This is a genomic window from Ligilactobacillus murinus, from assembly GCF_003288115.1.
Taxonomy (GTDB): Bacteria; Bacillota; Bacilli; order Lactobacillales; family Lactobacillaceae; genus Ligilactobacillus; species Ligilactobacillus murinus.
The window spans coordinates 2,238,088-2,263,116 of the sequence record NZ_CP023565.1; the positions used below are offsets into that span (position 1 = coordinate 2,238,088).

Sequence of the window (25,029 nt, forward strand, 5' to 3'; positions counted from 1 at the left end):
AACACTTAGATAATTAGTTAAAAAATCAGAACAATATTAAGATGTGGATCGAATAAAATATCATTAATAAAGAGGGTAACAGTGAAAAACAACAATAATATTTTTATAGGGATCATAGTCGTGATCATCTTTATCATTTTATTGATGGTGGGACTTTCAGAATTGAGCTCACTGGCAGAGACAAATAGTAGATCACAACAACAAATAGAGCATAGATCTAGAAAAAATTTTCAAAGTAAAATAAGCATTAGCGACGGTGTGAATAAGTTTTTAGTGATCTTTTAGCCTAGGTATCTGACCACTGATTTGAAATATTTATATAAAAATATGATAATAAATATATATTGTTAAAGGGTGGTAATAAGATGGCAAAAACAGTTTATTTTGCAGCTGGGTGGTTCACCCCAAAGCAAAATGCAGCCTATGAACAAGTAATGGCAGCGATCAAGAAAAACAAGACGATAAATGATGCAGACAGTTATGTTCCTTTGGCGCATCAATATAAGGGATTGCGCGTGGATGAACACCCTGAATTACTAGAAGATAAAGAATGGCAAATGGCAACGTTCAACGGGGACTGTGTCGGGATCAAGAGTTCAGACATCTTCTTATGTACTTATCTACCAGATGAAGAAGATATCGGTTGCGGGGTCGAGTTAGGCTTAGCCAAGGGTTTAGGCAAATATATCGTATTGGTGATCCCAGATGAAGATTACGGTAAGCCAATAAACTTGATGAGTTTTGGCGTTGCTGATACAGTCATCAAAGTCTCCGAACTAGCGGATTTTGATTTCAATAAACCATACTACAACTTCTATGAAGGGGCAGTATATTAATATAACTATGTAGATCATGTCTATACCATTTTGTAAGTATAAATCAAATGGTATAGGCATGTTTTTTAGTTTTATACAAGAACTTATGGAACAAATAATGTGTTAAAAATATCTAATTCAGTAAATTTAACCGCTTACTACATAATGAGGTACAAAATACAGCAATATAGAAATCTCAGTTTAATTATTGAATATACTGAGCATAGCAACACTATAGATGTTGGATTTTATATTTGGAGGTGTTTACAATGATTAAATTTTTTACTAAGAAGAAAGTGAAAAAAACTGGATGTATCTCTGTTGGTTATATCGTTTGTGGATCCGTTGGCCATTATATCAAAGAAGTTAAGAGTGATGTATAAGAGATCGTAATTAACACCAAGTAAAATTGTTTGCTTGGTGTTAATTAGTAGGAGCTGAGAAGTGATAAGAAGACACAGTGATAAACTTTTCTATCCTGTTATGCTGTCAGTCTTATCGGGAAGTATATTAGTGCTCATCATGTTAGTTGTAAGTATATTTCCCTTTGAAAATATATTAGTGAGATTAACTCTCCCTGTGTTGTTAGCATTAACAGGATTTCCATATTTAATTGAACAATATCGAAAAAGTAAATTTGTATACGAAACTCCAAATAAAGTTGATTTAATTATAGTAGCTTCGTTTATAGCTATTATGTATTTTACTATGAAAACCCAAACATTATTTTTTATGTCAATTCATTTTTTAGGAGCAGCATTTTCAGAAGAATATTTGTACAGAAAAATAATATTTGATGATATAAGGGAAAATTATAATATTATTGTTGCTCTAATAATTAGTAGCTTTTTATTTGCCATTATTGGTCATATGGGGGAGGAAATAATAAATAACTTATTGTATAGATTTCCGTTAGGAGTAGTGTTTTGTTGTATAAAGATAAAATTTAAAAAATTAATATATCCAACAATAATTCATGCTACGTATAATATCTGTATTTCAATTATGTAAAGTATATGGGGGATAAGGATGGTAAAGAAAATATCAAGTGCATTATTTATGTTGAATATGATTATAGTCTTTTTACTAGTAGATAAACTGAATTTATTGACCTTCTTTCTGTTTGTTGTTATTTTTCCTGCAATTTTATTCGCAGTTTTTTCTGTATGCATAATTAGACCTATTGGAGAAAGTATGTCTACGTTTATAGCCGCAGTTACTTTTGTAATTATTATTTTACTGTTTAGTTATTTTAGAGTTGATAATAGTACATTAGCCTCTATAGAAAAAAATACAGCAATGTTGACTCAAAATATTGATGGACTTGTGGTAACAAATATTAGTTTAGACTTTGGTATATCTTCGTTTATTATGTTATTTTTACTAGAATTTGTATTGATAAAATTATTTAGTAAGGTAGGTGGAAATAGTGTTTATAAATGATAATATTGCAGTCTTACATTCAAAAAATACAGAATTATTATTTAATTTCGATAATGGAGTGGTAGCTGGTGTCACTAGAGAAGCTGTAGAATTATTAGATAATTTAAGGAAAGGGAATATCTCTAAAGACGGGTTAAATGGTGAAGAAAAAGAGTTTTTTGAGTTTTTAAAGGATAACGAGTTTATTTCTGAAAAGCAGTTTGTGGCTAGGAAAGCTCCAATATCAGCTTATATTCATTTAACTAACAAATGTAATTTACATTGTGTTGGATGTTACTCGTTAGACGAAAAAAGAAATAAGTATAAAGATATGACCACCGAAGAGATAAAACAGGCAATTTTTCAACTTAGGGATGTAGGAGTAGAGAATTTGGTGTTCTCGGGTGGTGAACCATTGCTTACTAGGAATATCATTGAGATAGTAAGATATGCAAAAATAGATTGTAAATTCCCTAATCTTATCCTTATTACAAATGGAACAATATTTAACAAGAAGATTTTATCTGAGCTGTCAAAGTATATAGATACTGTTTCAGTTTCTTTGGATACTTATTGTTCAGAGGGAAAACCGTTTTTAAGAGATCCAAATATTTTTGATAAGATAATGAGATCTATTGGATGGCTAAAAGAAACTGGAAACAATGTGAATATTTTACCAACCATACATCATTTAAACTCAAAATATTTAGAAGAATATGTCAAGTTAGCTGATAAGTTAGGTGTAACAATTAGTTTTAGTATATTATCAGCATGTTTTGAAGGTGAATTGCTTAATTATTTGCCAAATAATAAAGATTTGCGAACAATTAGTCAATTTATGAAAAATACTGATATGGCTATTGAAGATAGCAGTATTTTTGAAAAATTTCATGCAGAGAATTATTGTGGTGCAGGTAAAACAATGATTTCAGTAGGGACTGATGGAAATGTTTATCCATGTCATATGCTGATGTATGAAGAATTTTGTTTAGGAAATGTTAGAAAAAATTCCTTAAAGTATATTCTAGAACATTCACATAAATTAAAAACATTTAGAAACTTAAGTGTTGATAAATTAAGTGGAAATTGTACAGAATGTCAATTTAGATATTTTTGCGGTGGAGGATGTAGAGCAAGATCATACATGAAGTATGGAAATGTTGTTTCTCAGGATCCGTATTGTGAATTATTTAGAGATTATTATAGTGATACAACTAAGGAAATCTTTGGGCAATAGGTAACATATATGAGAAAAATACTTCTAAAACAAAAATATAAAATCATTTTGTTTGTACTGCTCTCTCTAGTTGTAGGGGGAATAGATATTTCTTTTGCGTTGATCATTCAATTGTTTATTAGCTCTATAGAAAACAATGATTTGTTTATTTTTCAGTTGTCAGTAGTATTATTTGTATTTTTTATACTGTCTAACTATTTTATGACTTACTGGTTAATTAGGCTACAATCAATAATTCAAAAGAAAATCCATATAGAGATGAAAAGAAGGTTGATGAATTTTTGTTTATATACTGATTTTGAGAATATTCAAAAAGTATCTATAGGTGAAAAGATAAATTATTTTGAATATTATATGGATGTCTATGAACAATATTATTTAAACAATGTATGGGAATTTATTGCTAATATATTTATTTTGATAATTGGAATGGTTTATTTATTGAGTGTTAGTACACTCATAACAATTCTGGTCCTTGGATTAGGAATGCTTTCTCTAATATTACCGATAATTTTAGGAAAAATCGTCAATGATATGGTTGATAAAAATTCTAAACTAAATTCTGAATTTTTATCAAAAATAAAAGAGATATTGACGGGTATGGAGGTAATTAGAGGATATAGGCTAGAAAAGCAATTTTCTGATGAATTTACCCAAAAATTAGTAACTTTAGAAGAGCATACACAGGCATTAGGTATAACAAATGGAAAATTAAATCAGCTTAGTGCACTGTTTCAATATACAATTATAATTTTATGCTTAATTATATCCGGGGCTGGGGTTATAGTTGGTAAAGTAAATTTGGGACAGTTAGTTGCTGTAACACAGGTTTCAAATATGTTGATCATGCCTATGCAACAGATTGGAATAGCAGTTTTAGAGATTAAAGGAAGTAAAAGTATAAGAGAAAAATTGGATAATTTGCTGGAATATGGAAGGAAGTTTAAGTATTTAGAAAATTATAATAAAAAAATAGAAACTTTAGAGTTAAAGAATGTATCTTTAAATGGGGATGATGGGCGCAAGATATTGGATAATGTTACTCTGACATTCAATGATAGAAAAAAATACGCAATCATAGGTGAGAATGGTAGTGGAAAGAGTACTTTATTCCAAGTTATTTTAGGAATAAGGAAAAATTATTCAGGAAATATATTTGTGAATGGAGAAGGTCTAAAGGGAAGGATAATAGCTGACATATCTTTCTTACCACAAGAATCAGCGATTTTTGGAAAAAATTTATCAGAAAATATTCTTTTAGGTAGGGAAGATTTACGTGAAAAACTGGATGAGATATTGAGAAGGGTTAATATATCTGAATGTTTTTTTAATAATAAAAGGATGTCTGAGATAGCATGTGAGAGTATGTCAGGTGGTGAGAAAAGGAAAATAAATATAGCTAGGACACTTATTAGTAATAGTTCACTTGTATTGATGGATGAGTTTGAAAATACTCTTGATAACGAAACAAAAATAATGATTCAAGACTATATACTAGAGCAAGGTAAATTAATTATTTGTATAACACATAGCTCAGATGAAGAATTTTTAAATAAAATGGATGAAATAATTTACTTAAAAGATGGGAAAGTTGTAAGCAAGAGTGAATATGAAGCTAGAATGTCTGTGGGGGTGAAAAATAATGACTCTTCTAAAAGTGGAGAAGCTATTTAAGCAGTATGGATCTCAGGTTGTTCTAGAGAATGTAAATTTTGAAATTAGAAGTGGGGAGATTGTTGGACTAGTAGGACGAAATGGTTGTGGGAAAACTACCTTAATGAAATTGATTTTAGGCTTAGCATCACCAACACGTGGCAACATCGAGAAGAAAGAAGGAGTGAAGTTTGGATTTTTACTGGATTGTAAAGTATTTGAATTTTTATCAGGTGCAGAGAATTTAAAATTGATAGGCAGTTATGGCCCTAGCATGCTTTCGGTAACACGTGTTGAGGAATTACTAGAATTTGTTGGCTTGCCTAATGATAAAAGGAAGGTAAAAGATTATTCTTTTGGGATGAAACAGCGATTAAGTTTAGCCTTGGCATTGCTTGAGGAGCCTGATTTTTTAATTTTAGATGAACCATTTGTTGGACTAGATCCAGTGGGCGTTCAATCGTTTATTGAATATATTCAGAAGATCCGAAGTCAGTTAGGGGTAACTGTTTTGATATCATCGCACCAACTTAGTGAAATAGAAGGGATCTGTGATTATTTTCTTGTTATCAAAGATAGGAAGTTACAGCGTTACTTAGAGATAAGTCAGAGCAAACTGTGTATTTGGCTATCATATATCCCGGATAAAGTAAGATCGATTTTATCCAATTTTGCAATAGTAGAAAAAAATGTAGTTTTGATTGCTAATGATGATGGGAAGTTATCTGAATTATTTAGAATAATTTCCAAAGAAAGATTAACAATTTTGAAAGTTACTGTTGAAAAAAATTTAGAGAATGTTTTTGTGAGGTGAGGAAGTTGCTAAAAGAAATTATAAAAGTTGAATTTTATAAATTTTACAAGAAAAAATATTTAGTTTCTTTACTATGCTTAAATCTTTTACCTTTGTTGTATGGGATGGGAGCATATTTTAAATGGAAAATAGTTTTAATAGGAGCTAAGCTAGATCTGATAACATTTGCCACAAGTATGTGGAGCTTTACTGTTATGTTAACAATACCATTGATTCTATTATTATTTATAGCTGCTACAACTTTAGGAGGCGAAATAAATGAAGGGCAAATGTTGTTAGAAGTAACAAGAATAAAGCATAAGAAGAACTTAATAGTAGGGAAAGCTTTAGCAATTTTGCTCATGTGTATGTTATTCTATATAACCAATATTATTTGTTCAATTTGTACGTATATAGTTTTTCTTTCTAGAACAAATAAAGGCTACAGCTCTATTTTTGTAACCCACAATTATAATTTAGAATCAATTTTGGTATCAATTGCAAGCTTATTATTTATATTTTTTTTGCTAATGACAACGTTTTATCTTTCAATTAATTCAGGTGTAATTGTCGCAACTCTTTCAGGAATGGGAGTCTATTTATTGTGTATGCTATTGGCATATATCTCTGGCTCAAGTGCATTTATTCCAGGATATTTTACAGTTGTAGCTAACTATAAGTTTACATTATCAAGAGTGATTTTTCAGTATGTTGAATTGGAGTTTTTGTGCAGTGGCCTTATATTTTTAACAGTTAAGCAATTTGAAAAAAAGGAATACTAGAGTATGAAATGTTATAATTAAATTAAGATTAGAGGTGATTCAATGTACAAAATAGCTATTTGTGATGATAATGTTGAGCAAACAGGGATTACAGAAAAAATAATCTTAGACTTTTTTGCGACTATAGATAGAAAGATAGAGATAGATGTTTTTTTTAAACCAGAAACATTGTTAAATGTTATGAGTGAACCAAAAAATAATTATCAACTCATTTTTTTGGATATAGAAATGCAAGGGATAAATGGGATCGAAGTAGCAAAAAGATTACGAGCGTTGGAGAAAGAATTTTTGCTCGTTTTTATAACTGGATATGATAATTATATGTTGGAAAGTTTTGAGGTTTTACCGTTTAGATATGTGCTAAAACCGATCGACAGTGAGAAAATGGAGCCAATTTTACAACAGCTTGTATTTGAATTGGATCACCATAATCAATACCTTTTTTATAAAATTGGTAAGCAACATTATCAGTTGAGAATTAGAGATATTGTTGTGATTTCATCAGAATTAGGTCGAAAAGTAAAAGTTAGGTCAGTGGACGAGTCTGAAATTGAATTTTATTTCAAGTTAAAAGAACTACTGAAAATTTTACCAAGCAGTTATTTTTTTCAAGTCAATCGTGGTGTGATAATCAATCTAAATTATATAACAGGGATAATTGGTGATCAGATAACATTAATAAATGAGAAGGTCGTATATATTAGCCGCCGAAATAGACAAGATTTTAAGAAAGCGTATACCAAATTTATTGAAAGGTGTACGGGGATATGAGTAATAGCATTAATATGATTTTGGCGATAGTAGTGATCATTATTCAAGCACTTACGGTTTATATTTATTTAGGTTACTTCTTTAAATTCAAAATAACCAGTATAAAATTAGGCAGTATATTGTTTGGGGCAATACTTATAAGTAAAGTTTCGTTGAATATAGGAACAAAAACATATGGTGGCAGAGGAATCACGTTCACAATATTATTTTTAATAATGTGGTGGTGCCTACGAGGATCAGTCTATAAAAAAATATTTCACTATAGTTTTTTAAGTTCATTTCTGTTGATCCAAGAAAATATTGGGCAGGCACTTTACATGGTAGTAAGTGGAAATGCTAGTTTGTTTTTCTTGGGAATGTATGCAATTATTCTTATTTTTTTTATTATGCTGATTCAATGCCTGAGAAATTTTAAATTTGAAAATAAAGTAGATGTTTCGATCAAGGAATATTTGCTTTTAATGCAAGCACCAATATTATCGTCAATTTTTTTAGTGTTGAATTTGATCCATAACAGTGGGATACTGCTGGTTATTTGTTTATTGTTGCTATGGTTCAATGTTTCTATTTTATATCTATATAACTATTTAACAGCCAAAAATTATCAAGTACAAATGTTGCAACTTGAGAAGTTGCAGTTAGAGTTTTTTAGAGATTTTTTGCAACAAGAAGAAGAAATCAGAACGTTGAGACATGATTTGAAAAATATTTTAGCAAGTATTGCATACTATGCAGAACGAAAAGATCATAGAAAAATTCAAGAGTTGGTAGCTGATATTTCTAAAAGTACTGTACTCAAGAATAAACATACAGGAATTTTAGCTTTAGATGCAATTATAAGTCAGAAGATAAAAGTAATGACATTAAAAAATATAGATTATAAATTAAAGTTGCAAGTTCCCAGTGATTTGGATCTTAGTAAACAGGAGATAGATATCTGCGCAATTTTAGGAAATATATTGGATAACGCAATTGAGGCCACACCAAGTGAGAAGTCTATAAAAATTATGTTGGCATTTAAGGAAGGTAAGCTTATATTTAAAGTGAAAAATCCTTACTCGGGAATACGCCAGCAAAATCATAATAAACTTAGGGTTGGATCATCTAAAAGATATGGACGCCAAGGAATTGGGCTGAGGAGTATCAAAAGAAGAGTTGCTAAATATAACGGGTATTATGATTTTAAAGCCGTAAATGGAGAATTTACAGCCTTTGTGGTACTACCAGTTTTAAATAAGGGTAAACAGGAAATGTGCGATGAAAGATGAGGTAAAGTGGTGCCAGAAAAATTTATTGCGTCAAGTTTGATCTATTTTTTTGACTTTATTTGTATGCTAAGATTGGTGATCGGCTTATTACTCAAATGCGTAAAACAGAGTATTCGTTGACTGAATTGGGGAATAGTATAGTTTCGCTCGTAGTAGCATTATGCGATCGGGGCGAACAGTATTTGGATAACTTAAACTAAAGAGCATGAGATGATCCAAAGAGGACCTACCATTGCATCGTGGTAGGTCCTCTTTGGATCGTCTCTATAAGTTAAGTTGTCACATTTAGTCTTTGAAAGTTAAAAACTTATCAACTTCACTGCGCTCAGTATAAAAACCGTTGATCTTTGTTGCTTGGTTGCGATAACCTAGTGCGATCCCCATTATGAGTTGTTTATCATCTGGGATCTGCATGATATTTTTAACGACACTTGGATACTTGACGATCTCTCACGCTGGTATTGAATCGATTTTTCGAGCAACAGCTGCCAGCATCAAGGTTTGCCCAAAAGCACCTAAGTCATAGATCGACCACGCAGAAGTATTCTTAGGCAAGGTCAGATATCGCGATGCATAAAAACTAAGTCGGATTTTCCAGGAAGCCCACGCTGAGAGGATTCAAGGTGTAAGTGCATCTTTGAATTCTATAGTTAGTTACCACTCTTTATTATTTTAAGTAAGCAACATCTATGTTAACTTACTTTAAGTGAGTGGTGAAGAGTAAATATTGATTTATTTATATAATTTACGACTTAGTTCCACCTTCATTGTCGGCTTCACCACTGGCCCAGACTTTAGTTGCATAGATCGAGTTAAAGAGTAGGGCTGCTTGCAAGGCAACTTGGGAGAGGTAAGCCCCTAAAGAACCGATGTCAGTAGCACCAGTTATGACTTGGAGGCTTAGGATCGACCAGTAGAGGATATTGGCAATGTTGACCACGATCCAAAGTGACCAGTTTTCTTGGTATTTCAAGATGTAGAGCAGTTGAGCGATGAAACTGACGACAAAATTGATCGAATCAAAATACGGCAGTTGTCCGTGTAGTAAAGCTAAGATCCACCAGCCGATGAGCCAAGCGACAAAGGCACCGCCAAAAAGTTTTTTGCGACTGGCAGAAGAAAAGCGATGCGTTGCTTGGTCGTGGCCCCACATGAACCAGCCAATGGGTTGTGAGATGACATAGAAGATATCCATCGCAAATGAACCATAGGCATGACTGATCCAAGCAATGTAAGTCATGGCTAGACACTGGATCGTTCCAAAGATAAAGGCGATCTTGCGTCCTTTCATCCCGTAAACGAGGGATAACGTGCCCGTGACACCTGAGATCATACCGATCAAGCTATCGGGAACGACCAAAAAGACAGCCAGTTGGATCAAGATCAAAATGCTGACATAGATAACTTCAAATTTCTTCCAATTGGTAAATAATTGCTTATAAAGCCAAGTATTTGTCATGTTATCCACCTTCCTTTCATCTTTTATGATAGTCTGTTTTATTTACTAAAGCACGTTCCTTGCCCAGATAAATGTTAAGAAAAATAAGATTTTCCTTTTACATTTAACAAACTAGTATTATAATAGTAATTGTTTTCGGGATGTAGCTCAGTTTGGTAGAGCACCACGTTCGGGACGTGGGGGTCACAGGTTCAAATCCTGCCATCCCGATCAATTACTAGTTAGAGTCGTACCTATGCAGGACGGCTCTTTTTGTTTAAGGGGGAAGTTAAATGAAGCGTTCGGTTTGTTTTTTGATGATCGGGGCTTTTGTTCTAGGTGTCAGTGGGTGCAGCTATCACGTGACGTGGGGCAAAAACAGTGTCAAGTTATCGGTCAGACCTACTAAAAAAACGAGCTCGACTAAAGAAAGCTCAGCAACAACTAGTCAAAGCAGTTTTGCTAAGCGTTACACTAAAGAAGAGCTAAAACAGATCACAGCTGACCTGTTGGCACCCTATGAGCAAAGGGGTTATACCAAGGAAAAAAGCTTTACGGGAACTAAGGCACAGTATGCTAAATGGGAAAAAGATCCGACTAGCCCAACAGCTAAATATGCTGACCAAGCTATTTCAGTTGAGCAGGCTAAAGGAACAGGCGATCAGTTCGTCTATTTTTGCCCAGCTGAACATGTTGCGTGGGCTGTGATCTTTACGGCAGATAAATAAAGGATATTTTACACGATCAGCCCCAGAAATTAACGCTAATTCATTGCCAAGCATGGTGGATAACGTTTATAATTATAGTCAAAGTTAGTCAAACAGATCGAGGATAGTTTTATGCAAAATCGCAATATTTCCGATATAATCGAACGATATTTGAAGAGTATTCTTGCTGAAGCTTCCCAAGTTGAGATCAAACGTTCTGAAGTCGCAGACCAATTTGACTGCGTGCCTTCGCAGATCAATTACGTGATCAAGACGCGTTTTACTTTGCAAAATGGCTATTTAGTCGAGAGTAAGCGGGGCGGAGGTGGGTATATTCGGATCGCCAAGGTCGATTTGATCAGTGACCCGGATATCTTAGATGAATTGATCGAGTACGTTGGGACGAGCATCAGCGAGACCAAAGCATTTCAGATCATTCAAACGCTCTATGAAAATGAGCTATTGACACATAAAGAGGCACATTTAGTAGCGACGGCGATCGAGAAAAGCACGCTAGCACTATCCGACAATGAGTTAGAAGAGGCGATCCGTGCCAAGATCTTGAATCGCATTTTAAATCGTCTGCGTTGTGCTGATCAATAATAGAAAGAAGGGGATCTTATGGATTCAACATCTTACACACCGAGTGCTAACCAAGTCTTATTACTTGCACAAGAACAAGCTAACTACTTCAAGCACCAAGCGATCGGGACCGAGCATTTATTGTTGGCCCTTGTCTTGGAGGAAAATGGTGTTGCCGGTCAAGTTTTAAGGCAAAATCTTGTAAGTAGTGTCGATATCAAAGAAGAGATCGAACGGATCGCAGGGTATGGAACTTTGCGCCGTCAAGCACCAGATAGTTATTTACCATATTCACCAAAATCCAAGGCCGTCTTAAATGATGCCTTGCGCCAGGCGATGATGATGGGTTCGTCTAAGATCGGGACCGAACATTTATTATTGGCACTATTAAATGATGAAAATATTTTATCTTCACGGATCTTGTATAGTTTACAGGTCGATACCCGGCGCTTGCGGCAGTTGTTGTTGCGCCAATTGGGCATGACTGACCGCCAACGTCAGCATTTAGCTAAGCAAGCTAATGAAGCCAAAAAACGTTCCAAGACAGAAACATTAGATGGGTTAGCACGGGATATGACGGCGATCGCACAAAATGAAGATACCGATCCAGTTATCGGGCGCACAAGTGAAGTCAAGCGGGTGATCCAAGTTTTAAGTCGCCGGACGAAAAACAACCCAGTATTACTAGGTGAACCTGGTGTGGGTAAGACGGCGGTCGCAGAAGGTTTAGCGCAAGCGATCGTCAAGGGAGATGTCCCTGAGAATTTGGCGAAGAAACGCTTGATGATGCTTGATATGGGCTCACTTGTAGCTGGTACCAAATACCGTGGTGAATTTGAAGATCGCTTAAAGAAGATCTTAGAAGAAGTCTACCGTGATGGCAATGTGATCTTATTTATCGATGAGATGCATACTTTGATCGGTGCTGGTGGGGCTGAAGGGGCGATCGATGCCTCTAATATCTTAAAACCTGCTTTAGCGCGGGGCGAAGTTCAAGTCATCGGGGCTACGACATTAGATGAGTATCAAAAATACGTTGAATCTGATCCCGCTTTAGAACGGCGCTTTGCGACAGTTATGGTCGATGAACCTGACCAACAAGCGACACTTGAGATCTTAAAAGGTGTGCGTTCTCGGTATGAAAAGCACCATAAAGTCAAGATCGACGATGATGCTTTAGATGCGGCCGTCAAGTTGAGTTCACGCTATATCACAAAGCGCTTCTTACCTGATAAGGCGATCGATCTGATGGATGAAGCGGCAGCGCGGTTGCGGATCATGAATGCTGAAAAGAGCAACAAGTTATCTAAAACTAAAGCTAAGCTAAAAAAAGTCAGTGATAGCTATGACGAAGAGATCTTACACGAAAACTTCGATGATGCGGCTAAATTACGCAAAGAAGTTTTGAAATTAAAAGAAAAAGTTGAAAAACTCACAGCTAAACAAACTGAAGAAGAAGCAAAAGGCGAGTTTAAAGCTGTGGTGACCCAAGAAGATGTGGCAGCTGTCGTCTCAGAATGGACAGGCATACCCGTTACTCAATTGACCAAGACTGAAAGTCAACGGCTGGTCGGTTTAGAGAAGATATTGCACCAACGTGTGGTCGGCCAAGATGAAGCTATCAGTTCGATCGCTAAAGCTATTCGCCGTTCGCGCAGTGGTTTGAGCGATCCGACCCGTCCGATCGGCTCATTTATGTTCTTAGGACCTACTGGTGTTGGAAAGACTGAGTTAGCTAAAGCCTTAGCTGACGCAATGTTTGGCTCAGAAGACGCGATGATCCGGGTCGACATGAGTGAGTACATGGAAAAATACTCCACTAGTCGTTTAGTCGGTGCTCCTCCAGGCTATGTCGGTTATGATGAGGGGGGACAATTATCCGAAAAGGTCCGCAATAAGCCATATTCAGTCGTCTTGCTAGACGAAGTAGAAAAAGCCCACCCAGATGTGTTCAATATTTTGTTACAAGTCTTAGACGATGGTTATTTGACGGATTCCAAGGGTCGAAAAGTCAACTTTAGAAATACGATCATCATCATGACCTCTAACTTAGGTGCAACTGCCTTGCGGGATGAAAAATCCGTTGGGTTTGGTGCAGGCAATGGCATTGATGATTACGCTGCAATGTCGGCCAAGATCAGAGAATCGCTCAAAAAGAGCTTTAGACCTGAATTCTTGAACCGGATCGATGAGATTGTCATCTTCCATTCACTTGAAAAAGCTGAATTGCATCAGATCGTGAAGTTGATGGCAAAAGATATCATCAAACGGGTAGCTGAACGCAATGTGACACTAAAGATCACGCCAGCTGCGATCGATGTGGTGGCTAAGGCAGGTTTTGATCCAGAGTACGGTGCTCGCCCGATCAGACGTGCCTTGCAAAATGAGATCGAAGACCGCTTAAGTGAAGCCTTATTAGAAGGTAAGATCGTTACAGGCGCAACGGTCACTGTCGGTGCCAAAAAGGGCAAGATCACTTTGACGATCAAAGATCCAAAAGTTGAAGCAACAAAAGAAAAAGTGAATAATTAAAGACCTAAAGAGCATTCTGCCATAAGTGGTAGGATGCTCTTTTAGCTATATTTGTTGAATTGAGTACAGCTGTCTTAGCACCGTTAGTTTTTGGTCTGAATTGGATATATAGTAAAAATGGCGTTGTAAGTTAGAAATATTCTAGCTTACAGCGCCATTGCAGTTATGAGAGCTTATTTTAGTTTAACGACCGTATCAGCGATTTGATCGATGAAATTTTGATCGTGTTCGATCACTAACAGTGCGGGCTTGGTTTCTTGTAATAGGGTCAAGAGTTGGTCTTGGTTATAGGTATCCAAGTAGTTTAGGGGTTCGTCCCACAAATACAACTCAGCTGGGGTAGCAAGTGAAGCCGCTAATTGGACTTTCTTTTGTTGGCCTAAGCTCATATTTTCGAGCAAAACATCAAAAGTATGGCGCTCAAAGCCTAATTTTTTCAAAAGTGTCAACAAGAGGGTGTAGTCGAGTTCGCGTTTTTGCGCAAATTCTTTGAGTGTTCCCCGATCGGTACTGAAATTTTGGCGCACGACACTGATATTTTGGGTGTTTAGTGATAGCTCACCACTTACAGTTGCCTTTGAGCTTTTCAAAAGTGCTTGAAAGAGACTAGATTTGCCACTGCCGTTGTTACCTTTTAAGACCACGATCTCACCAGCTTTGACTTCAAAATTCAAAGGTGAAAATAGCTGTTTTTCGTAGGCGAGGGTAAAGTCCTTGGCTTCTACTAAAACTTGTTTGTGGGTCGGGCGGTAATTTAAGCTGAGTGTTTCACTGACTTCGAGGTTTTTGAGTTGGGTCTCTTTTTGTTTGATCTGCTCTTCAGCACGCGACTTCAAAGCGGTAGCACGTTTCATCACTTTGGCAGCACGTCGACCGATAAAGCCTTTGTCGGCGTGCGAGTTGTTTTGCTTTTGTCTTTCTGCTTGAGATGCCCAATTTTCTTTGGTCAAGGCAGCTTGTTTGAGACGCTTTAGCTCGTGGCGTGTTTTTTCATTTTGCTGGATATCATGGCTATCGCGCCGTTTCTTTTGCATCTCATATGACGCAAGATCACCATTTTCTAAGCGCACTTGACTTCTTTCGATGACTAAGGTATGGTCGATCGTTTGGTCTAAGAAGGTGCGGTCATGGCTTGTGATGATAAAGCCCTGTTTTTTCTGTTTTAGGTAAGCCACTAATTCTTTGCGCCCCGCTAAGTCGAGATGATTGGTCGGTTCATCGAGCAAGAAAAAGTGGTCCGCTTGGCAAAAGAGCGCACATAACATCAATTTTGTCTGTTCCCCACCGCTAAGCGTGTTAAATGGTTGCCACAAGAGATCTTCGCTGATCTTAAATAACTTGAGCTCACGGTTTAATTCCCATTCTAAAAAATTCCCAGTTTCTTGTAGACAGTAGAGTGCGAGTTTTGTTTGATCGCCCAAAGGTTGTGGAAAATACGCTAAGGGCACGGAAACGTTGAGCGTACCCGTATAAGAAAGTTTATTTTGTAATATTTTAAATAAGGTAGTTTTACCACGACCATTGCGCCCTAAAAGCCCTAAACGCCAAGAAGTATCAAGTTCAAAATTAGCGTTGTCAAAAAGAGCTGCTTGGCCGGGATAAGCAAAAGTAAGATTTTTGATCGAGATATTGGTCATAAAGGCATTTCTCCAATTTTTGAGGAACAAAAAAAGCCTGCACAAGGGCAGACTGAGTCATCTTGCATCAGCCTAGAACCCTAAATTCTGCCCAAGTGAAACCGACTCTGTTTGTTCCCAGAGTTGTTAAACTTGTTTTGTGCAGAATTTAGAATTTCAATGGCGACGCCTCCGTTCGATTTAAGTTGCTTTGATAATAGCAAGAAAGATATCCGTTGTCAAAACTTTATTGAAAATTTTTGTTTGATATCATCAGCTGAACTAAAACCATAATCCTGGCTACAATAATCAAAATCTTCAAAAAGTTGTTGGGTGTTTCCTCTTTGAGAAGGATGTGTATATTTAAAAATTTCAGCATTAGAGTTTTTAAATATAGGATCTTTGAAAGATTTGACAGTAAATAAAATTATTTTCAAATTTTTTGTATTATTTTGCTTGATGAAGGCATTTAAGTTGTTCTTTTCAAAGTAGTTACCAAAATAAATTTGAAAATGATTTTCAAGGTCTAATGCTATCTGTGGTCCAGAAATATTGTTTTTTTTCCAGTATTCAATCAGATCTTTAGCTGTTTTAGGTGAAAATATTATCCCAAGTACACGGCGAAATGAGTTTAATTCTGAAGTATTGCAATTTTTGACATCATTTACTACGAAGGCAGCAGTATCAAACGGATAGGAAATATTGGTCATATTAGTTAATAAAGATGAATTATTGTACTTAGAAAGCCCCACTACTAAACGAGTTGCTTTATCAGCTTTGATTTTAGAATAGACAGTGACGTTCATCTGGAAAAACCTCCATGGATATCTTATTTATGAAAATTATACACTAGTTAATATACTTTTTCGGACAAAATTAGTTCTTTTTTCAAAAATTTAGACCGATAATACAAGTTTTTATAACTAATTTTCCTGAAATAATTCTTTGAAATTGTCAGTCGAAATAGCAATAATGAAATCCTATAATGAAATAAATCGTTACATAAGCTAGATATTTGCTTGGTGATGCAACTATTATTAAAGGAATTATGACGATGGGAAAATACAATGATGTTTATCAGTTATTTCGTGATATGTTTGGTGAAAAAATTGTTGATAAAATTTATGACAATTTCAGTGGAAGTTCAATATATTTTCCGTCTAAGCTATATTCAAAAGAGTATGTTCTTTCTAAAATTCAAGAAAATATGGATCATTTAACTATACGTGAATTGGCAAGATTAACGGGATATAGCGAGCGAAGCATACGACGGATGATAAATGAAATAAAGGATAGATGAAAAATTGATATTTATATGTATTAGGAGGTTGAATTTAATGAATGGAAGAATATTTTGATACTTGTTTAATGGACATTTACAGGTACTGAGTTAGAGCTTACTAAAAAGTTACCTCTCAGTGGGATAAGCTCAAATAATGCGATGATAATACTTTAGTTAGAATAATGGATTCAGATCCAGATTACTCATGTAAAAAAACTGCTGAACAAATCCTAAAATATTGAATGGAGCGTCAGTGGAATCTGTAGTGATGTTGAAGTGCTACTATAAAAAAACATTTTAATTTGTAGGTGATGTATACAATGTTACAATTGCTTTTTATAATTGCTATTATTTATGTTATTTGGAAATTTGTTCTTCCTTGGCTAAATAAGGAATTTGGCATAGGGGCTGGTGAGATATTCGGAGGAATTGCTGCACTTGTAGCTTGGGCATTAAAAACTAATGCCGATAATGAACGTGCCTCGCGAAATCAGATGGATGAGCTAAATAAATTAGACGATGCTACTTTAGTCAGGATAATGGATTCAGATCCAGACCACTCCAAAAGAACAAGCGCTAAAATTATTTTAGAAAATAGAATGAAGCGAAGAAGGAATTTATAAAATAAGAGCTCCCTAGACTAATAACTAGCTGAATCAGTCTAGGGAGCTCATTTGTGTGTTTTCTTACATGGATACCTAATTGGGGTTAATTAGTCTGTAGATAGAGTGATTGGCAGTGTTAGTTTTGACAAATTCAATATTAGGATGGTTATTTACATACTTTTTAAATTTTTTTCCTACTAATCTTCTAACCCCTACAGAACTTTTTTACCACGACTCTTTGGTAAAGAGATCTTTTAGTTCAAATTCATCTGGTAGTTTCTTTCCACTAGTGGCAATTTTAATGGCCTCGTTAGCGATTTTTTCAGCAATTAAATCAACATTTTCCATAAAATTCACTTCCTTAATTATTATACTATATTCATTTTGTAGTTATCTTAAAAATAATTTATCTAAAAATGCCAAAAGTATTTTAATTGACCGCAATTTATAGTAAGATATAGCTAATTTTAAAGAATTTCAGGGTGGCATTTGTGCTCTTTGGTGCGGTAGCTTATCTATTTTTGTAGTAAGAAAATAGATAAAGACTACAAATATATAGTAATCATTAATTATTAGTAAAGAGGAGAATTATTATGCAAGGGAGAAAAAAGTGGATCTTGATCGCAGCTTGCATTTTGATCGTTAGCTGTATTGGGCTGACCTTTTTTTATGGTAATGGTCAAAAAAGTGATGTTGTCAAATTCCAAGATGGGACCGTCTATCGGGGAAAGACTGAAAAAGGCAAACTCGTTTCCGGCGAATTACGCTTTAAAAATGGTGATACCTATACGGGGACCTTTAAAGACGGACATTTTGAAGGGCGCGGAGTATATCGCTCACATGAAGGCTGGACTTTTAAAGGGGTCTTTCATCGTGGAGTTGCTCAAGGCCAAGGTAAGTTGTTAAAAGATGGCAAAGTGATCCAGTCTGGAAATTATGATAAAGGAGTGTATCAAGAAAAATGAGAATCAAATGGTTTAGCTTGATCCGGATCACGGGACTGATCTGTGTATTGCTTTATCACTTCTTTCAGATGCGTTACACGGGTGGCTTTATTGGGGTCGATATCTTCTTTACCTTTTCAGGGTATTTGATCACCGCCTTAGCCTTAGATGAATTTAGTCGGTCGAATAAATTTGCGTTGCGAGATTTTTATTATCGGCGTGTGATGCGGATCTTGCCACCTTTGATTTTGATGATCTGTCTTGTTTTACCCTTTACGCTTTTGGTCGGAAAAGACTATATTACCGATCTTTTTCATCAAATCGCAGCAGCATTAGGCTTTGTGACCAATCTCTTTGAGATCGATACGGGTGGGACCTACGAATCACGCTTTATCCCCCATTTATTCGTGCATACCTGGTCGTTAGCGATCGAAGTACAATTTTACTTGATCTGGGGCTTTGTGCTCTACTTACTGACAAAGGTCACCGCAACGGTAGAACAATTTCGCAAACGAGTATTTCTAAGTTCAACTGTTTTGGCTATCGGCAGTGCGTTAGTTATGTACCTACGCGCTCAACAACTGACGGAATTTTCGCCGATCTATTTTTCAAGCATTGCCCATATCTTCCCCTTTTTTGTCGGGAGTATGTTAGGGGCGCTTGCAGGTATCCAAGATCTGATGCCAGCTTTTAGTGCGAACCTGGCCAAACATTGGACCAAGACTCGGGCTTTGCTCTTTATGAGTGCAAATCTGATCTGTTTGTTCATTTTGGCATATTGCTTGCGCTTTGATCAGCGTGAAACATATATGTTTGGCTTTTTATTAGCTAGTTTATTTGCAGCAGGAGCGATCTTAGGGGCTAACATCTTACACCGCAAGACCCCAGATACAAAAGAACCCTTTATCTTTGGTTATCTAGCGGATATCAGCTATAGTGTGTATCTTTTCCATTGGCCGTTATTTGTGATCTTTTCCAAACTTTATAGCAACTGGGTCGCAGCTTTGATCACGACGATCTTGTCGGTCCTATTTGCTAGTGTTTCCTATTACTTCATAGAACCGCTATTGCGTGGAAAGTCAGTTGAAGTTTTGGATAAAAAGCTCGAATTCAAACACATTATGGCTCCTTTAGGTGGATTTTTAACATTAGCGATCGGTTTTGGTGTATTTCTTTGTTTACAAGCGCCAAAGATCTCTTCGTTGGAACAAAGTCTGTTGCTAGGTGGGATCCAACAAGATGTCGGTAAGCTCGATATGGCGTATGCTAAAGCGACGGCACCTAAAAATGAGCCGTCAGTAGTGCCCGCTCAAAATACAGATATTCCAGCTGGAACAACGATCATTGGTGATAGTGTTACGCTAGGGAGTCGTAGCTATTTGTTAGAACACATGCAAGATGTAGATATCGATGCTGAAGGAAATCGCACGATGAATTTAGCTTATGATGTCTTGATGAATTTACAAAATACGGGGCAGTTACGCAAAAATGTCGTGATGTGTATCGGGACTAATTCGCTTGATGATTATCAAGAACAGACGCAAAAAGTCATCGATGATCTAAAGCCAGGGCATCACTTGATCTTTATCACGCCACACGATGGCCATGCAGATTCTTCGTATAATTCATATAAATTAGGGGTTTGGGAACGGACCTTACCTAAGAAGTATGACTTTATCACGATCGGCGACTGGGATGAAGTTGCAAGAGCCCATCCTGAAGTATTTGAGGGGACTGACGGAACGCATTTTGGTGGACGTGAAAATGCCAGTCAACTCTATCTAGAATGTATCCAAGATGCACTCAAGCGAGCTGAGAAGACGCCGGTTAAAAAATTAAGAAGCTAAAGATCTGGGCAATGGGTCCAGATCTTTTTAGCTGCTGTTTTTTGTGTCAGCGCTATGCTTTTTTGTAAGATTTAGATCGATACGAAAAACAGCGCTCGAAAAACAAGCGCTGAATTGCTTTAGTTCAGTTCGGGTACGGTTAAAGGTATGTCAAATTGTTTTAAAAATATGCTGAGCATACCTTTAAAAATCGCTTCGGGTAGTTCTGATACTTCGGGGACGATCTTTGTTAGTTCTGAGCGGATTTCTGCTAAATTTAAAGTTTTTTTATCAGACAATAAATTTAGTTTTAAAAGTATTTTGTCGTGATCTTCTTGAGTGAAGTTGAATTCTAAGCAAAAAATATGTGAAGAAATAGGATGAGTGGGCGTATGTCCCATAATCGTTGCTATATCAATGACTGAGTCTTTTAATAGCATATTGTTTTTTAATGTTAAAAGCATATATTCGTCTATATTCATAGTATCCAACTCACTGTTCTTTTATTGCAAGTGCTACGTTTGAGGCGACTTTGTTAGAAGCTCCGGCATTCTTTACATTTCTGTATACGGAATCGTAAACAGCATTTATTACGGCGCTTCTGTTTTGTATTGCTTTTTTAAGAGCTGCTTTGGCGATTTTAGTCCAAATGCTTCGTTGCTCTTTTAAGTGGTTATAGTCACTTTCTTTAACGGGGGGTGAAATGGATGTTGTTTCATAGGTTGAAGCTTGTATGGTTTGTGTAGTCTGTATTGCTGTAGGTACCAAAATAGTTGCTGGTAGACTTGTGATTATGAATCTTTTTAGTTGCATTTTTAAAGCTCCTTGCTGTGTTCAAAAGCATGTTATTGTATCCGTTTTCAGAATAACATAAATATATAATTTTAGCTATACATTTAAGTAAATTAGGGCGAGAGCCAGCAGGAAGTAGATGTAAAGGCAAGGGGCAAGCGATAGCGAGACGCCGTAGGGCAACCCTTGCCTTTACTGCACGAAAGCGACACTGGAATTTTTGCCTTTTGCAATTGCGATAAGTACTTTGGCAGCTCTCTGAACACCACCAACAGCATTTACAAATTTTTTGATCTTAGCTAATTTTAAGACACCGACAGCTGCGGTTCCAATGGCCCACGAAATAGAAGTAATGTACCACCCAAGTCCTCTTTTAGCGCGCTCTCCTGTAAATTTTAAATTTTCAAGCATAAAACGATCGATTTCAGCTTGATCTGACCCAGCAAGCATATCTTGTGGTAATTTTTCCACTGCAGTAAGAAGAGTTACTAGCGAAGTTGGAGATAGATCAGCAAGAGAAGTAGCGACCGACTGATGTGTATTTTGGGTGTTTGTTTGGCTAGCAAACACAGGAACCGGATGCACGACTGTGAGATCAAGCAGTAGTGTGACAAAGAATAATACGACAAACTTTTGAACTTTCATGGCTTACCGCCCCCTAATAAATAAACGTTACTGCATTATCCAACTATTCAAGTGATCCTTCTTTGTGAGCCAAATTATAAAAGTAATCAACTTAAGTGTAAAGGTATAATTTCATTAAATATAAATAATCCATTTGTAAGTCAAGCAAAATAAATGATTACAGCTAACTTTTAGTTATACTATGAAAAGAGAAGAAAAAGTAGGAGGTATTATTATGGATAAAAAAGATGAGCAAACAGTTGAAACGCCAAAGCAAAAAGCTAACAAAGCTGTGCATACAGCAGCACTTGGGGCAGCTACGGTCGCAGCTACTCCGATCCCGTTTGCTGATGCCGTCGCTTTGATGCCGATCCAGACTGCAATGATCGTTCAGATCTACCGTGCCTATGGTAAAAAAGTATCCAAGGGTATGGTCCAAGGTGTACTCAAATCGACTTTTGCAACGACGCTTGGGCGCAGTTTGGCGGGAAATTTATTTAAGCTCGTTCCTGGAGCTGGGAGCATATTAGGTGGTGCGATCAGTGCGGGGGTCGCTGTTTCAGTCACAGAAGCGATCGGGCAAGTGTTGATCAAGGAATTTGAAGATGGAAATGCGATCGATCTTGAAAGTCTGAGTTCTATTATCTTAGCAGCCATCGCGCTCGCTACTAAGAAAAAATAAAAGGATGTATAAAATGAAACGCTATAAGACGCTACTTTTTGATGTTGATGATACTTTACTTGATTTTCATGCTGCGCAAGACCAAGCTCTCGATCAACTATTTACTTCAGTTGATATCGAGCCGACCGCTACGGTAAAACATGCCTATGCGATGTATAATCAAGGTTTGTGGGAAAAGCTAGAACGAAATGAGATCACACGTGATGAGTTGATGGCGACACGGTTTCCGACTTTTTTTAAGGAGCATTTTGGCAAAGAATTAGCTAACAATAGCTTAAATGATCGTTATTTACAGTTTTTAGCCAATGGTCATCAAGCACTTCCAGGGGCACGGGAATTGTTGGAAGAGCTAGCTGCGCGTGATTATGAGCTGTATATTGTGACTAACGGTGTTAAATTCATCCAAGAAAAACGGCTAAGGGAATCTAAGTTTGAGCAATATTTCAAACAGATCTTTATCTCAGAGACGTTAGGTGCCCAAAAGCCGTCGCAGCTCTTTTTTAAACGTGCTTTTGAGCAAATAGCTGGGTTTGATAAAGCTAAAACTTTGATCATTGGTGACTCTTTGAGCTCAGATATGTTAGGCGGACAAAATGCTGGGATCGATACGCTATGGTTGAATCGTAAGCACCAGGTGGCTGACCCTAAGATCAAGATCGATCTGGAAGCTAGTTCGCTTGAGCAGATCAGTGATCTTTTAAGCTAAATAAATGAAGTTGTAATCTCTTTGTACGAATGCTATGCTTTGGAAAAAGAAGCAAGAGGGGAAAAATCATGAATTGCATAGTAGAACTATACCATTGTAATTATGAAAGCCGTGTGGAAAGTTTTTTTAAAGCATAAAGAGTTACGGATCAGCCACCATAAAGATGACAGTGAGTGGGGCGGAACGGGGATGTATTTTTTGGATAACGAAGGTAATGCAGAATATTGGAAAAAACAAAAAGATGGTAAGGCAGATATTTTTCGTTGTTACGTTAAGTTTGATGCTAGAAATGATTTACTCGATCTGACTGATTTAAATGTTGAAAAGAGATTAGATCAATTTATACGGCTTGCTAGTAAAGAACCAAAACTACAATATTTAAAGAAAGCTTCTATTGGGGATAAAATTGATTTCTTTTGTCGCAGTTTGTAAAATTAAGTTAGAAAAATAAAAAGCCATTTGTGATAGACTTTTGAGTACCAACAAACAAAAGTAAAGGAAAATCACAAATGACCTATAATCATCTTACCATAAGCGAACTGTCCTTCATACAAAATTTTTGGAATCAAGGTGTTAAAGCCTATATTGTAGCTAAAACCTTAAAACGTAGTGCTGAAACTATTTATCGAGTATATCGTTTTTTAGATGCTGGGAATTCGATCTCTGAATACTATGAAAACTATCGGGCTAATAAATCTAAATCCGGCCGTAAACTCATCGTATTACCTAATGATGAGCTTGAGTACATCAAGGAAAAAGTTAGTCTAGGTTGGACTCCTGATACGATCATCGGACGTAATGAAAAACATATCAGTTGCTCAATGCGTACGCTTTATCGCATCTTCAAGCGTTCTAACGTTTTAGATGTGACCTCGCTCCCAATGAAAGGAAAAAGACATCCAAATGGTTACGTTGAACGCCGTGGAAAAGCTGGACGACTAGGTCGGGCTCTTTCAGAGCGGCATCAGGACTATCCCAACTACCATAATGAATTTGGACATCTTGAAGCTGATACGATCCAAGGTAAAAAACATCGTGGTGCAGTAATGACATTAGTTGAACGAAAGTCTAAGGCTGTCATCATTTTGAATACACGCCATAAGACGGATAAAGCTATCTTTGAGAAACTTGATGCTTTACTTTCTGTTACTCCTAAAGGACTCTTTAAATCGATCACTTTTGATAATGGTAAGGAATTTTCTAAGTGGAAAGATATCGCTAATAAGCATGATATCAGTACCTACTTTGCCGATGTAGGTGCTCCTAACCAACGTGCACTAAATGAACATACGAATGGATTACTTAGGAAAGACGGACTAGGAAAAGATATGAATCTCAGTGATCTCCCCACTGACTATGTCCAACAAGTAGCTAGCTATAGAAACAATATTCCACGTAAAAGTTTAAACTACAAAACCCCACTAGAAGTATTCATGAAGTACATTACAAATGAGCATGTAGTTTTTTTCTAACTTAATTTGACAATTCAGGTGTGAAAAATGTAATGTTAAATTAGTGAAGTTTTTTGGTAAGTATCCTAAAACCCCTCAAACTGAATTGCTTGATTCAGAAAATAGGGTGCAGAAATTAACTAATCAGGTAAAGGTTATATATTGCGTAAAAGAAGGAAATGGTGGAATTTTTACTGGAAACATAGAAAAGAGTTGAATGACATGTCATTGCTTAACAGAATGGATAAGCTGATCGAAGGATTAGAGTCAGGAGATACTAAGTTCCTAGAATCCTTAGATGCTGAATTTTATGAATATGCTCAGCAACAAAAAGAAAAACGGAATAAACAGATAAAAACTAGTATTTTATTAGATACGGTCGTTTCTGCAACATCTAATTCACTTAAAAAGGAAAAAGGTGTTCAACAGGGGATCAAAAAATATACTACAATTAAAGTAGATCTTGATAATTTAACCTATGAAGTAGATGTGGCTTAAGGG

At 36.1% G+C, this 25,029-nt stretch carries 30 protein-coding genes, 1 tRNA gene and 1 pseudogene; 23 read left to right on the top strand and 9 right to left on the bottom strand.

Translation table 11 applies throughout. From position 1 onward, the window contains the following. Positions 1 to 365: 365 nt before the first annotated feature. From CPS94_RS10945 to CPS94_RS11840, 10 genes are all read left to right on the top strand, one after another. The gene (locus CPS94_RS10945; protein ID WP_112193242.1) at positions 366 to 836 is read left to right on the top strand and encodes a nucleoside 2-deoxyribosyltransferase; all 471 of its coding nucleotides are present in this window, start codon (positions 366 to 368) and stop codon (positions 834 to 836) included. Positions 837 to 1,337: 501 nt separating this feature from the next. Next, positions 1,338 to 1,826, top strand: a complete 489-nt coding sequence (locus CPS94_RS10950) for a CPBP family intramembrane glutamic endopeptidase (RefSeq protein WP_238145419.1) — start codon at positions 1,338 to 1,340, stop codon at positions 1,824 to 1,826. Positions 1,827 to 1,844: 18 nt separating this feature from the next. Then, the gene (locus tag CPS94_RS10955; protein WP_112193238.1) at positions 1,845 to 2,258 is read left to right on the top strand and encodes a hypothetical protein; all 414 of its coding nucleotides are present in this window, start codon (positions 1,845 to 1,847) and stop codon (positions 2,256 to 2,258) included. Beyond that, complete coding sequence (locus CPS94_RS10960) at positions 2,245 to 3,474, top strand: radical SAM/SPASM domain-containing protein (protein ID WP_162626450.1); 1,230 nt, start codon at positions 2,245 to 2,247, stop codon at positions 3,472 to 3,474. Before CPS94_RS10955 ends, CPS94_RS10960 begins: the two co-directional genes overlap by 14 nt. Before the next feature lie 9 nt (positions 3,475 to 3,483). Beyond that, positions 3,484 to 5,148 (top strand): ATP-binding cassette domain-containing protein, encoded by a 1,665-nt coding sequence (locus CPS94_RS10965; RefSeq protein WP_112193234.1) that lies wholly within the window; start codon positions 3,484 to 3,486, stop codon positions 5,146 to 5,148. Then, a complete protein-coding gene (locus CPS94_RS10970) occupies positions 5,117 to 5,941 on the top strand; it encodes an ABC transporter ATP-binding protein (RefSeq protein ID WP_112193232.1) in 825 nt (274 codons plus the stop codon). Before CPS94_RS10965 ends, CPS94_RS10970 begins: the two co-directional genes overlap by 32 nt. A gap of 5 nt (positions 5,942 to 5,946) precedes the next feature. Beyond that, positions 5,947 to 6,702: a hypothetical protein gene (locus tag CPS94_RS10975; RefSeq protein WP_112286512.1), complete on the top strand. Its 756-nt coding sequence runs from the start codon at positions 5,947 to 5,949 to the stop codon at positions 6,700 to 6,702. 42 nt (positions 6,703 to 6,744) lie between these two features. After that, positions 6,745 to 7,473: a LytR/AlgR family response regulator transcription factor gene (locus tag CPS94_RS10980; protein WP_112193228.1), complete on the top strand. Its 729-nt coding sequence runs from the start codon at positions 6,745 to 6,747 to the stop codon at positions 7,471 to 7,473. Next, positions 7,470 to 8,741, top strand: coding sequence for a sensor histidine kinase (locus CPS94_RS10985; RefSeq protein WP_112193226.1), 1,272 nt, complete (start codon positions 7,470 to 7,472; stop codon positions 8,739 to 8,741). Before CPS94_RS10980 ends, CPS94_RS10985 begins: the two co-directional genes overlap by 4 nt. A 95-nt stretch (positions 8,742 to 8,836) precedes the next feature. Next, positions 8,837 to 8,941, top strand: a complete 105-nt coding sequence (locus CPS94_RS11840; RefSeq protein WP_112193224.1) for a winged helix-turn-helix transcriptional regulator — start codon at positions 8,837 to 8,839, stop codon at positions 8,939 to 8,941. Positions 8,942 to 9,026: 85 nt separating this feature from the next. On the opposite strand, the gene CPS94_RS11750 is transcribed toward CPS94_RS11840, so the two are convergent. Both CPS94_RS11750 and pnuC read right to left on the bottom strand, forming a co-directional pair. Continuing rightward, entirely contained in the window at positions 9,027 to 9,155 is a 129-nt protein-coding gene (locus CPS94_RS11750; RefSeq protein ID WP_269148574.1) for a nitroreductase family protein, read from the bottom strand. Between the two features lie 331 nt (positions 9,156 to 9,486). Beyond that, complete coding sequence (gene pnuC / locus CPS94_RS10995) at positions 9,487 to 10,200, bottom strand: nicotinamide riboside transporter PnuC (RefSeq protein ID WP_171970314.1); 714 nt, start codon at positions 10,198 to 10,200, stop codon at positions 9,487 to 9,489. 136 nt (positions 10,201 to 10,336) lie between these two features. Between pnuC and CPS94_RS11000 the strand changes: the two genes are divergently transcribed. The 4 genes from CPS94_RS11000 to CPS94_RS11015 all read left to right on the top strand — a co-directional run bounded on the left by CPS94_RS11000 (position 10,337) and on the right by CPS94_RS11015 (position 14,000). Further along, positions 10,337 to 10,410 (top strand) — tRNA-Pro (locus tag CPS94_RS11000). 62 nt (positions 10,411 to 10,472) lie between these two features. Then, entirely contained in the window at positions 10,473 to 10,907 is a 435-nt protein-coding gene (locus tag CPS94_RS11005; RefSeq protein WP_112193222.1) for a porin, read from the top strand. Positions 10,908 to 11,018: 111 nt separating this feature from the next. After that, positions 11,019 to 11,489, top strand: coding sequence for a CtsR family transcriptional regulator (locus tag CPS94_RS11010; RefSeq protein ID WP_010688220.1), 471 nt, complete (start codon positions 11,019 to 11,021; stop codon positions 11,487 to 11,489). Positions 11,490 to 11,507: 18 nt separating this feature from the next. Next, positions 11,508 to 14,000, top strand: coding sequence for an ATP-dependent Clp protease ATP-binding subunit (locus CPS94_RS11015; protein ID WP_112193220.1), 2,493 nt, complete (start codon positions 11,508 to 11,510; stop codon positions 13,998 to 14,000). Between the two features lie 173 nt (positions 14,001 to 14,173). Here CPS94_RS11015 and abc-f read toward each other — a convergent pair whose 3' ends face one another. Together abc-f and CPS94_RS11025 are read right to left on the bottom strand one after the other, a co-directional pair. Beyond that, a complete protein-coding gene (gene abc-f / locus CPS94_RS11020; RefSeq protein WP_112193218.1) occupies positions 14,174 to 15,637 on the bottom strand; it encodes a ribosomal protection-like ABC-F family protein in 1,464 nt (487 codons plus the stop codon). Positions 15,638 to 15,855: 218 nt separating this feature from the next. Beyond that, the gene (locus CPS94_RS11025) at positions 15,856 to 16,422 is read right to left on the bottom strand and encodes a hypothetical protein (RefSeq protein WP_112193216.1); all 567 of its coding nucleotides are present in this window, start codon (positions 16,420 to 16,422) and stop codon (positions 15,856 to 15,858) included. A 248-nt stretch (positions 16,423 to 16,670) separates the two neighbouring features. Here CPS94_RS11025 and CPS94_RS11030 point away from each other — a divergent pair, with 248 nt between their 5' ends. Then, complete coding sequence (locus CPS94_RS11030) at positions 16,671 to 16,916, top strand: Mor transcription activator family protein (RefSeq protein ID WP_162626451.1); 246 nt, start codon at positions 16,671 to 16,673, stop codon at positions 16,914 to 16,916. Between the two features lie 302 nt (positions 16,917 to 17,218). Further along, positions 17,219 to 17,521 carry a hypothetical protein gene (locus tag CPS94_RS11035; protein WP_112193212.1) on the top strand — a complete coding sequence of 101 codons (303 nt, stop codon included), beginning with the start codon at positions 17,219 to 17,221 and terminating at the stop codon, positions 17,519 to 17,521. A 75-nt stretch (positions 17,522 to 17,596) separates the two neighbouring features. Here CPS94_RS11035 and CPS94_RS11845 read toward each other — a convergent pair. Together CPS94_RS11845 and CPS94_RS11755 are read right to left on the bottom strand one after the other, a co-directional pair. Continuing rightward, a pseudogene (locus CPS94_RS11845) lies at positions 17,597 to 17,674 on the bottom strand (hypothetical protein); the annotation flags it as partial. A gap of 54 nt (positions 17,675 to 17,728) precedes the next feature. Further along, the gene (locus tag CPS94_RS11755; RefSeq protein WP_255201221.1) at positions 17,729 to 17,851 is read right to left on the bottom strand and encodes a hypothetical protein; all 123 of its coding nucleotides are present in this window, start codon (positions 17,849 to 17,851) and stop codon (positions 17,729 to 17,731) included. A gap of 245 nt (positions 17,852 to 18,096) precedes the next feature. Between CPS94_RS11755 and CPS94_RS11045 the strand changes: the two genes are divergently transcribed. Both CPS94_RS11045 and CPS94_RS11050 read left to right on the top strand, forming a co-directional pair. Then, entirely contained in the window at positions 18,097 to 18,468 is a 372-nt protein-coding gene (locus CPS94_RS11045; protein WP_112193210.1) for an MORN repeat-containing protein, read from the top strand. After that, the gene (locus CPS94_RS11050) at positions 18,465 to 20,294 is read left to right on the top strand and encodes an acyltransferase family protein (RefSeq protein WP_112193208.1); all 1,830 of its coding nucleotides are present in this window, start codon (positions 18,465 to 18,467) and stop codon (positions 20,292 to 20,294) included. The genes CPS94_RS11045 and CPS94_RS11050 overlap by 4 nt, the downstream gene beginning before the upstream one ends. 119 nt (positions 20,295 to 20,413) lie before the next feature. Here the strand turns inward: CPS94_RS11050 and CPS94_RS11055 are convergent, their stop codons facing one another. The 3 genes from CPS94_RS11055 to CPS94_RS11065 form a co-directional block, all read right to left on the bottom strand. After that, positions 20,414 to 20,755 (bottom strand): hypothetical protein, encoded by a 342-nt coding sequence (locus CPS94_RS11055; protein ID WP_112193206.1) that lies wholly within the window; start codon positions 20,753 to 20,755, stop codon positions 20,414 to 20,416. 10 nt (positions 20,756 to 20,765) lie between these two features. Next, positions 20,766 to 21,086 (bottom strand): hypothetical protein, encoded by a 321-nt coding sequence (locus CPS94_RS11060; protein ID WP_112193204.1) that lies wholly within the window; start codon positions 21,084 to 21,086, stop codon positions 20,766 to 20,768. A 171-nt stretch (positions 21,087 to 21,257) separates the two neighbouring features. Continuing rightward, positions 21,258 to 21,710, bottom strand: a complete 453-nt coding sequence (locus CPS94_RS11065; RefSeq protein ID WP_112286514.1) for a hypothetical protein — start codon at positions 21,708 to 21,710, stop codon at positions 21,258 to 21,260. A 214-nt stretch (positions 21,711 to 21,924) separates the two neighbouring features. Here CPS94_RS11065 and CPS94_RS11070 point away from each other — a divergent pair, with 214 nt between their 5' ends. The 5 genes from CPS94_RS11070 to CPS94_RS11090 all read left to right on the top strand — a co-directional run bounded on the left by CPS94_RS11070 (position 21,925) and on the right by CPS94_RS11090 (position 25,026). After that, positions 21,925 to 22,371, top strand: coding sequence for a YcjF family protein (locus tag CPS94_RS11070; RefSeq protein WP_112193200.1), 447 nt, complete (start codon positions 21,925 to 21,927; stop codon positions 22,369 to 22,371). A 13-nt stretch (positions 22,372 to 22,384) separates the two neighbouring features. After that, entirely contained in the window at positions 22,385 to 23,077 is a 693-nt protein-coding gene (locus CPS94_RS11075; protein ID WP_162626452.1) for a YjjG family noncanonical pyrimidine nucleotidase, read from the top strand. A 198-nt stretch (positions 23,078 to 23,275) separates the two neighbouring features. Beyond that, positions 23,276 to 23,509 carry a hypothetical protein gene (locus tag CPS94_RS11080; protein ID WP_162626453.1) on the top strand — a complete coding sequence of 78 codons (234 nt, stop codon included), beginning with the start codon at positions 23,276 to 23,278 and terminating at the stop codon, positions 23,507 to 23,509. Positions 23,510 to 23,586: 77 nt separating this feature from the next. Beyond that, positions 23,587 to 24,549 (top strand): IS30 family transposase, encoded by a 963-nt coding sequence (locus CPS94_RS11085; RefSeq protein WP_004048827.1) that lies wholly within the window; start codon positions 23,587 to 23,589, stop codon positions 24,547 to 24,549. 141 nt (positions 24,550 to 24,690) lie between these two features. After that, positions 24,691 to 25,026, top strand: a complete 336-nt coding sequence (locus CPS94_RS11090) for a hypothetical protein (RefSeq protein ID WP_162626454.1) — start codon at positions 24,691 to 24,693, stop codon at positions 25,024 to 25,026. Positions 25,027 to 25,029 lie beyond the last annotated feature (3 nt).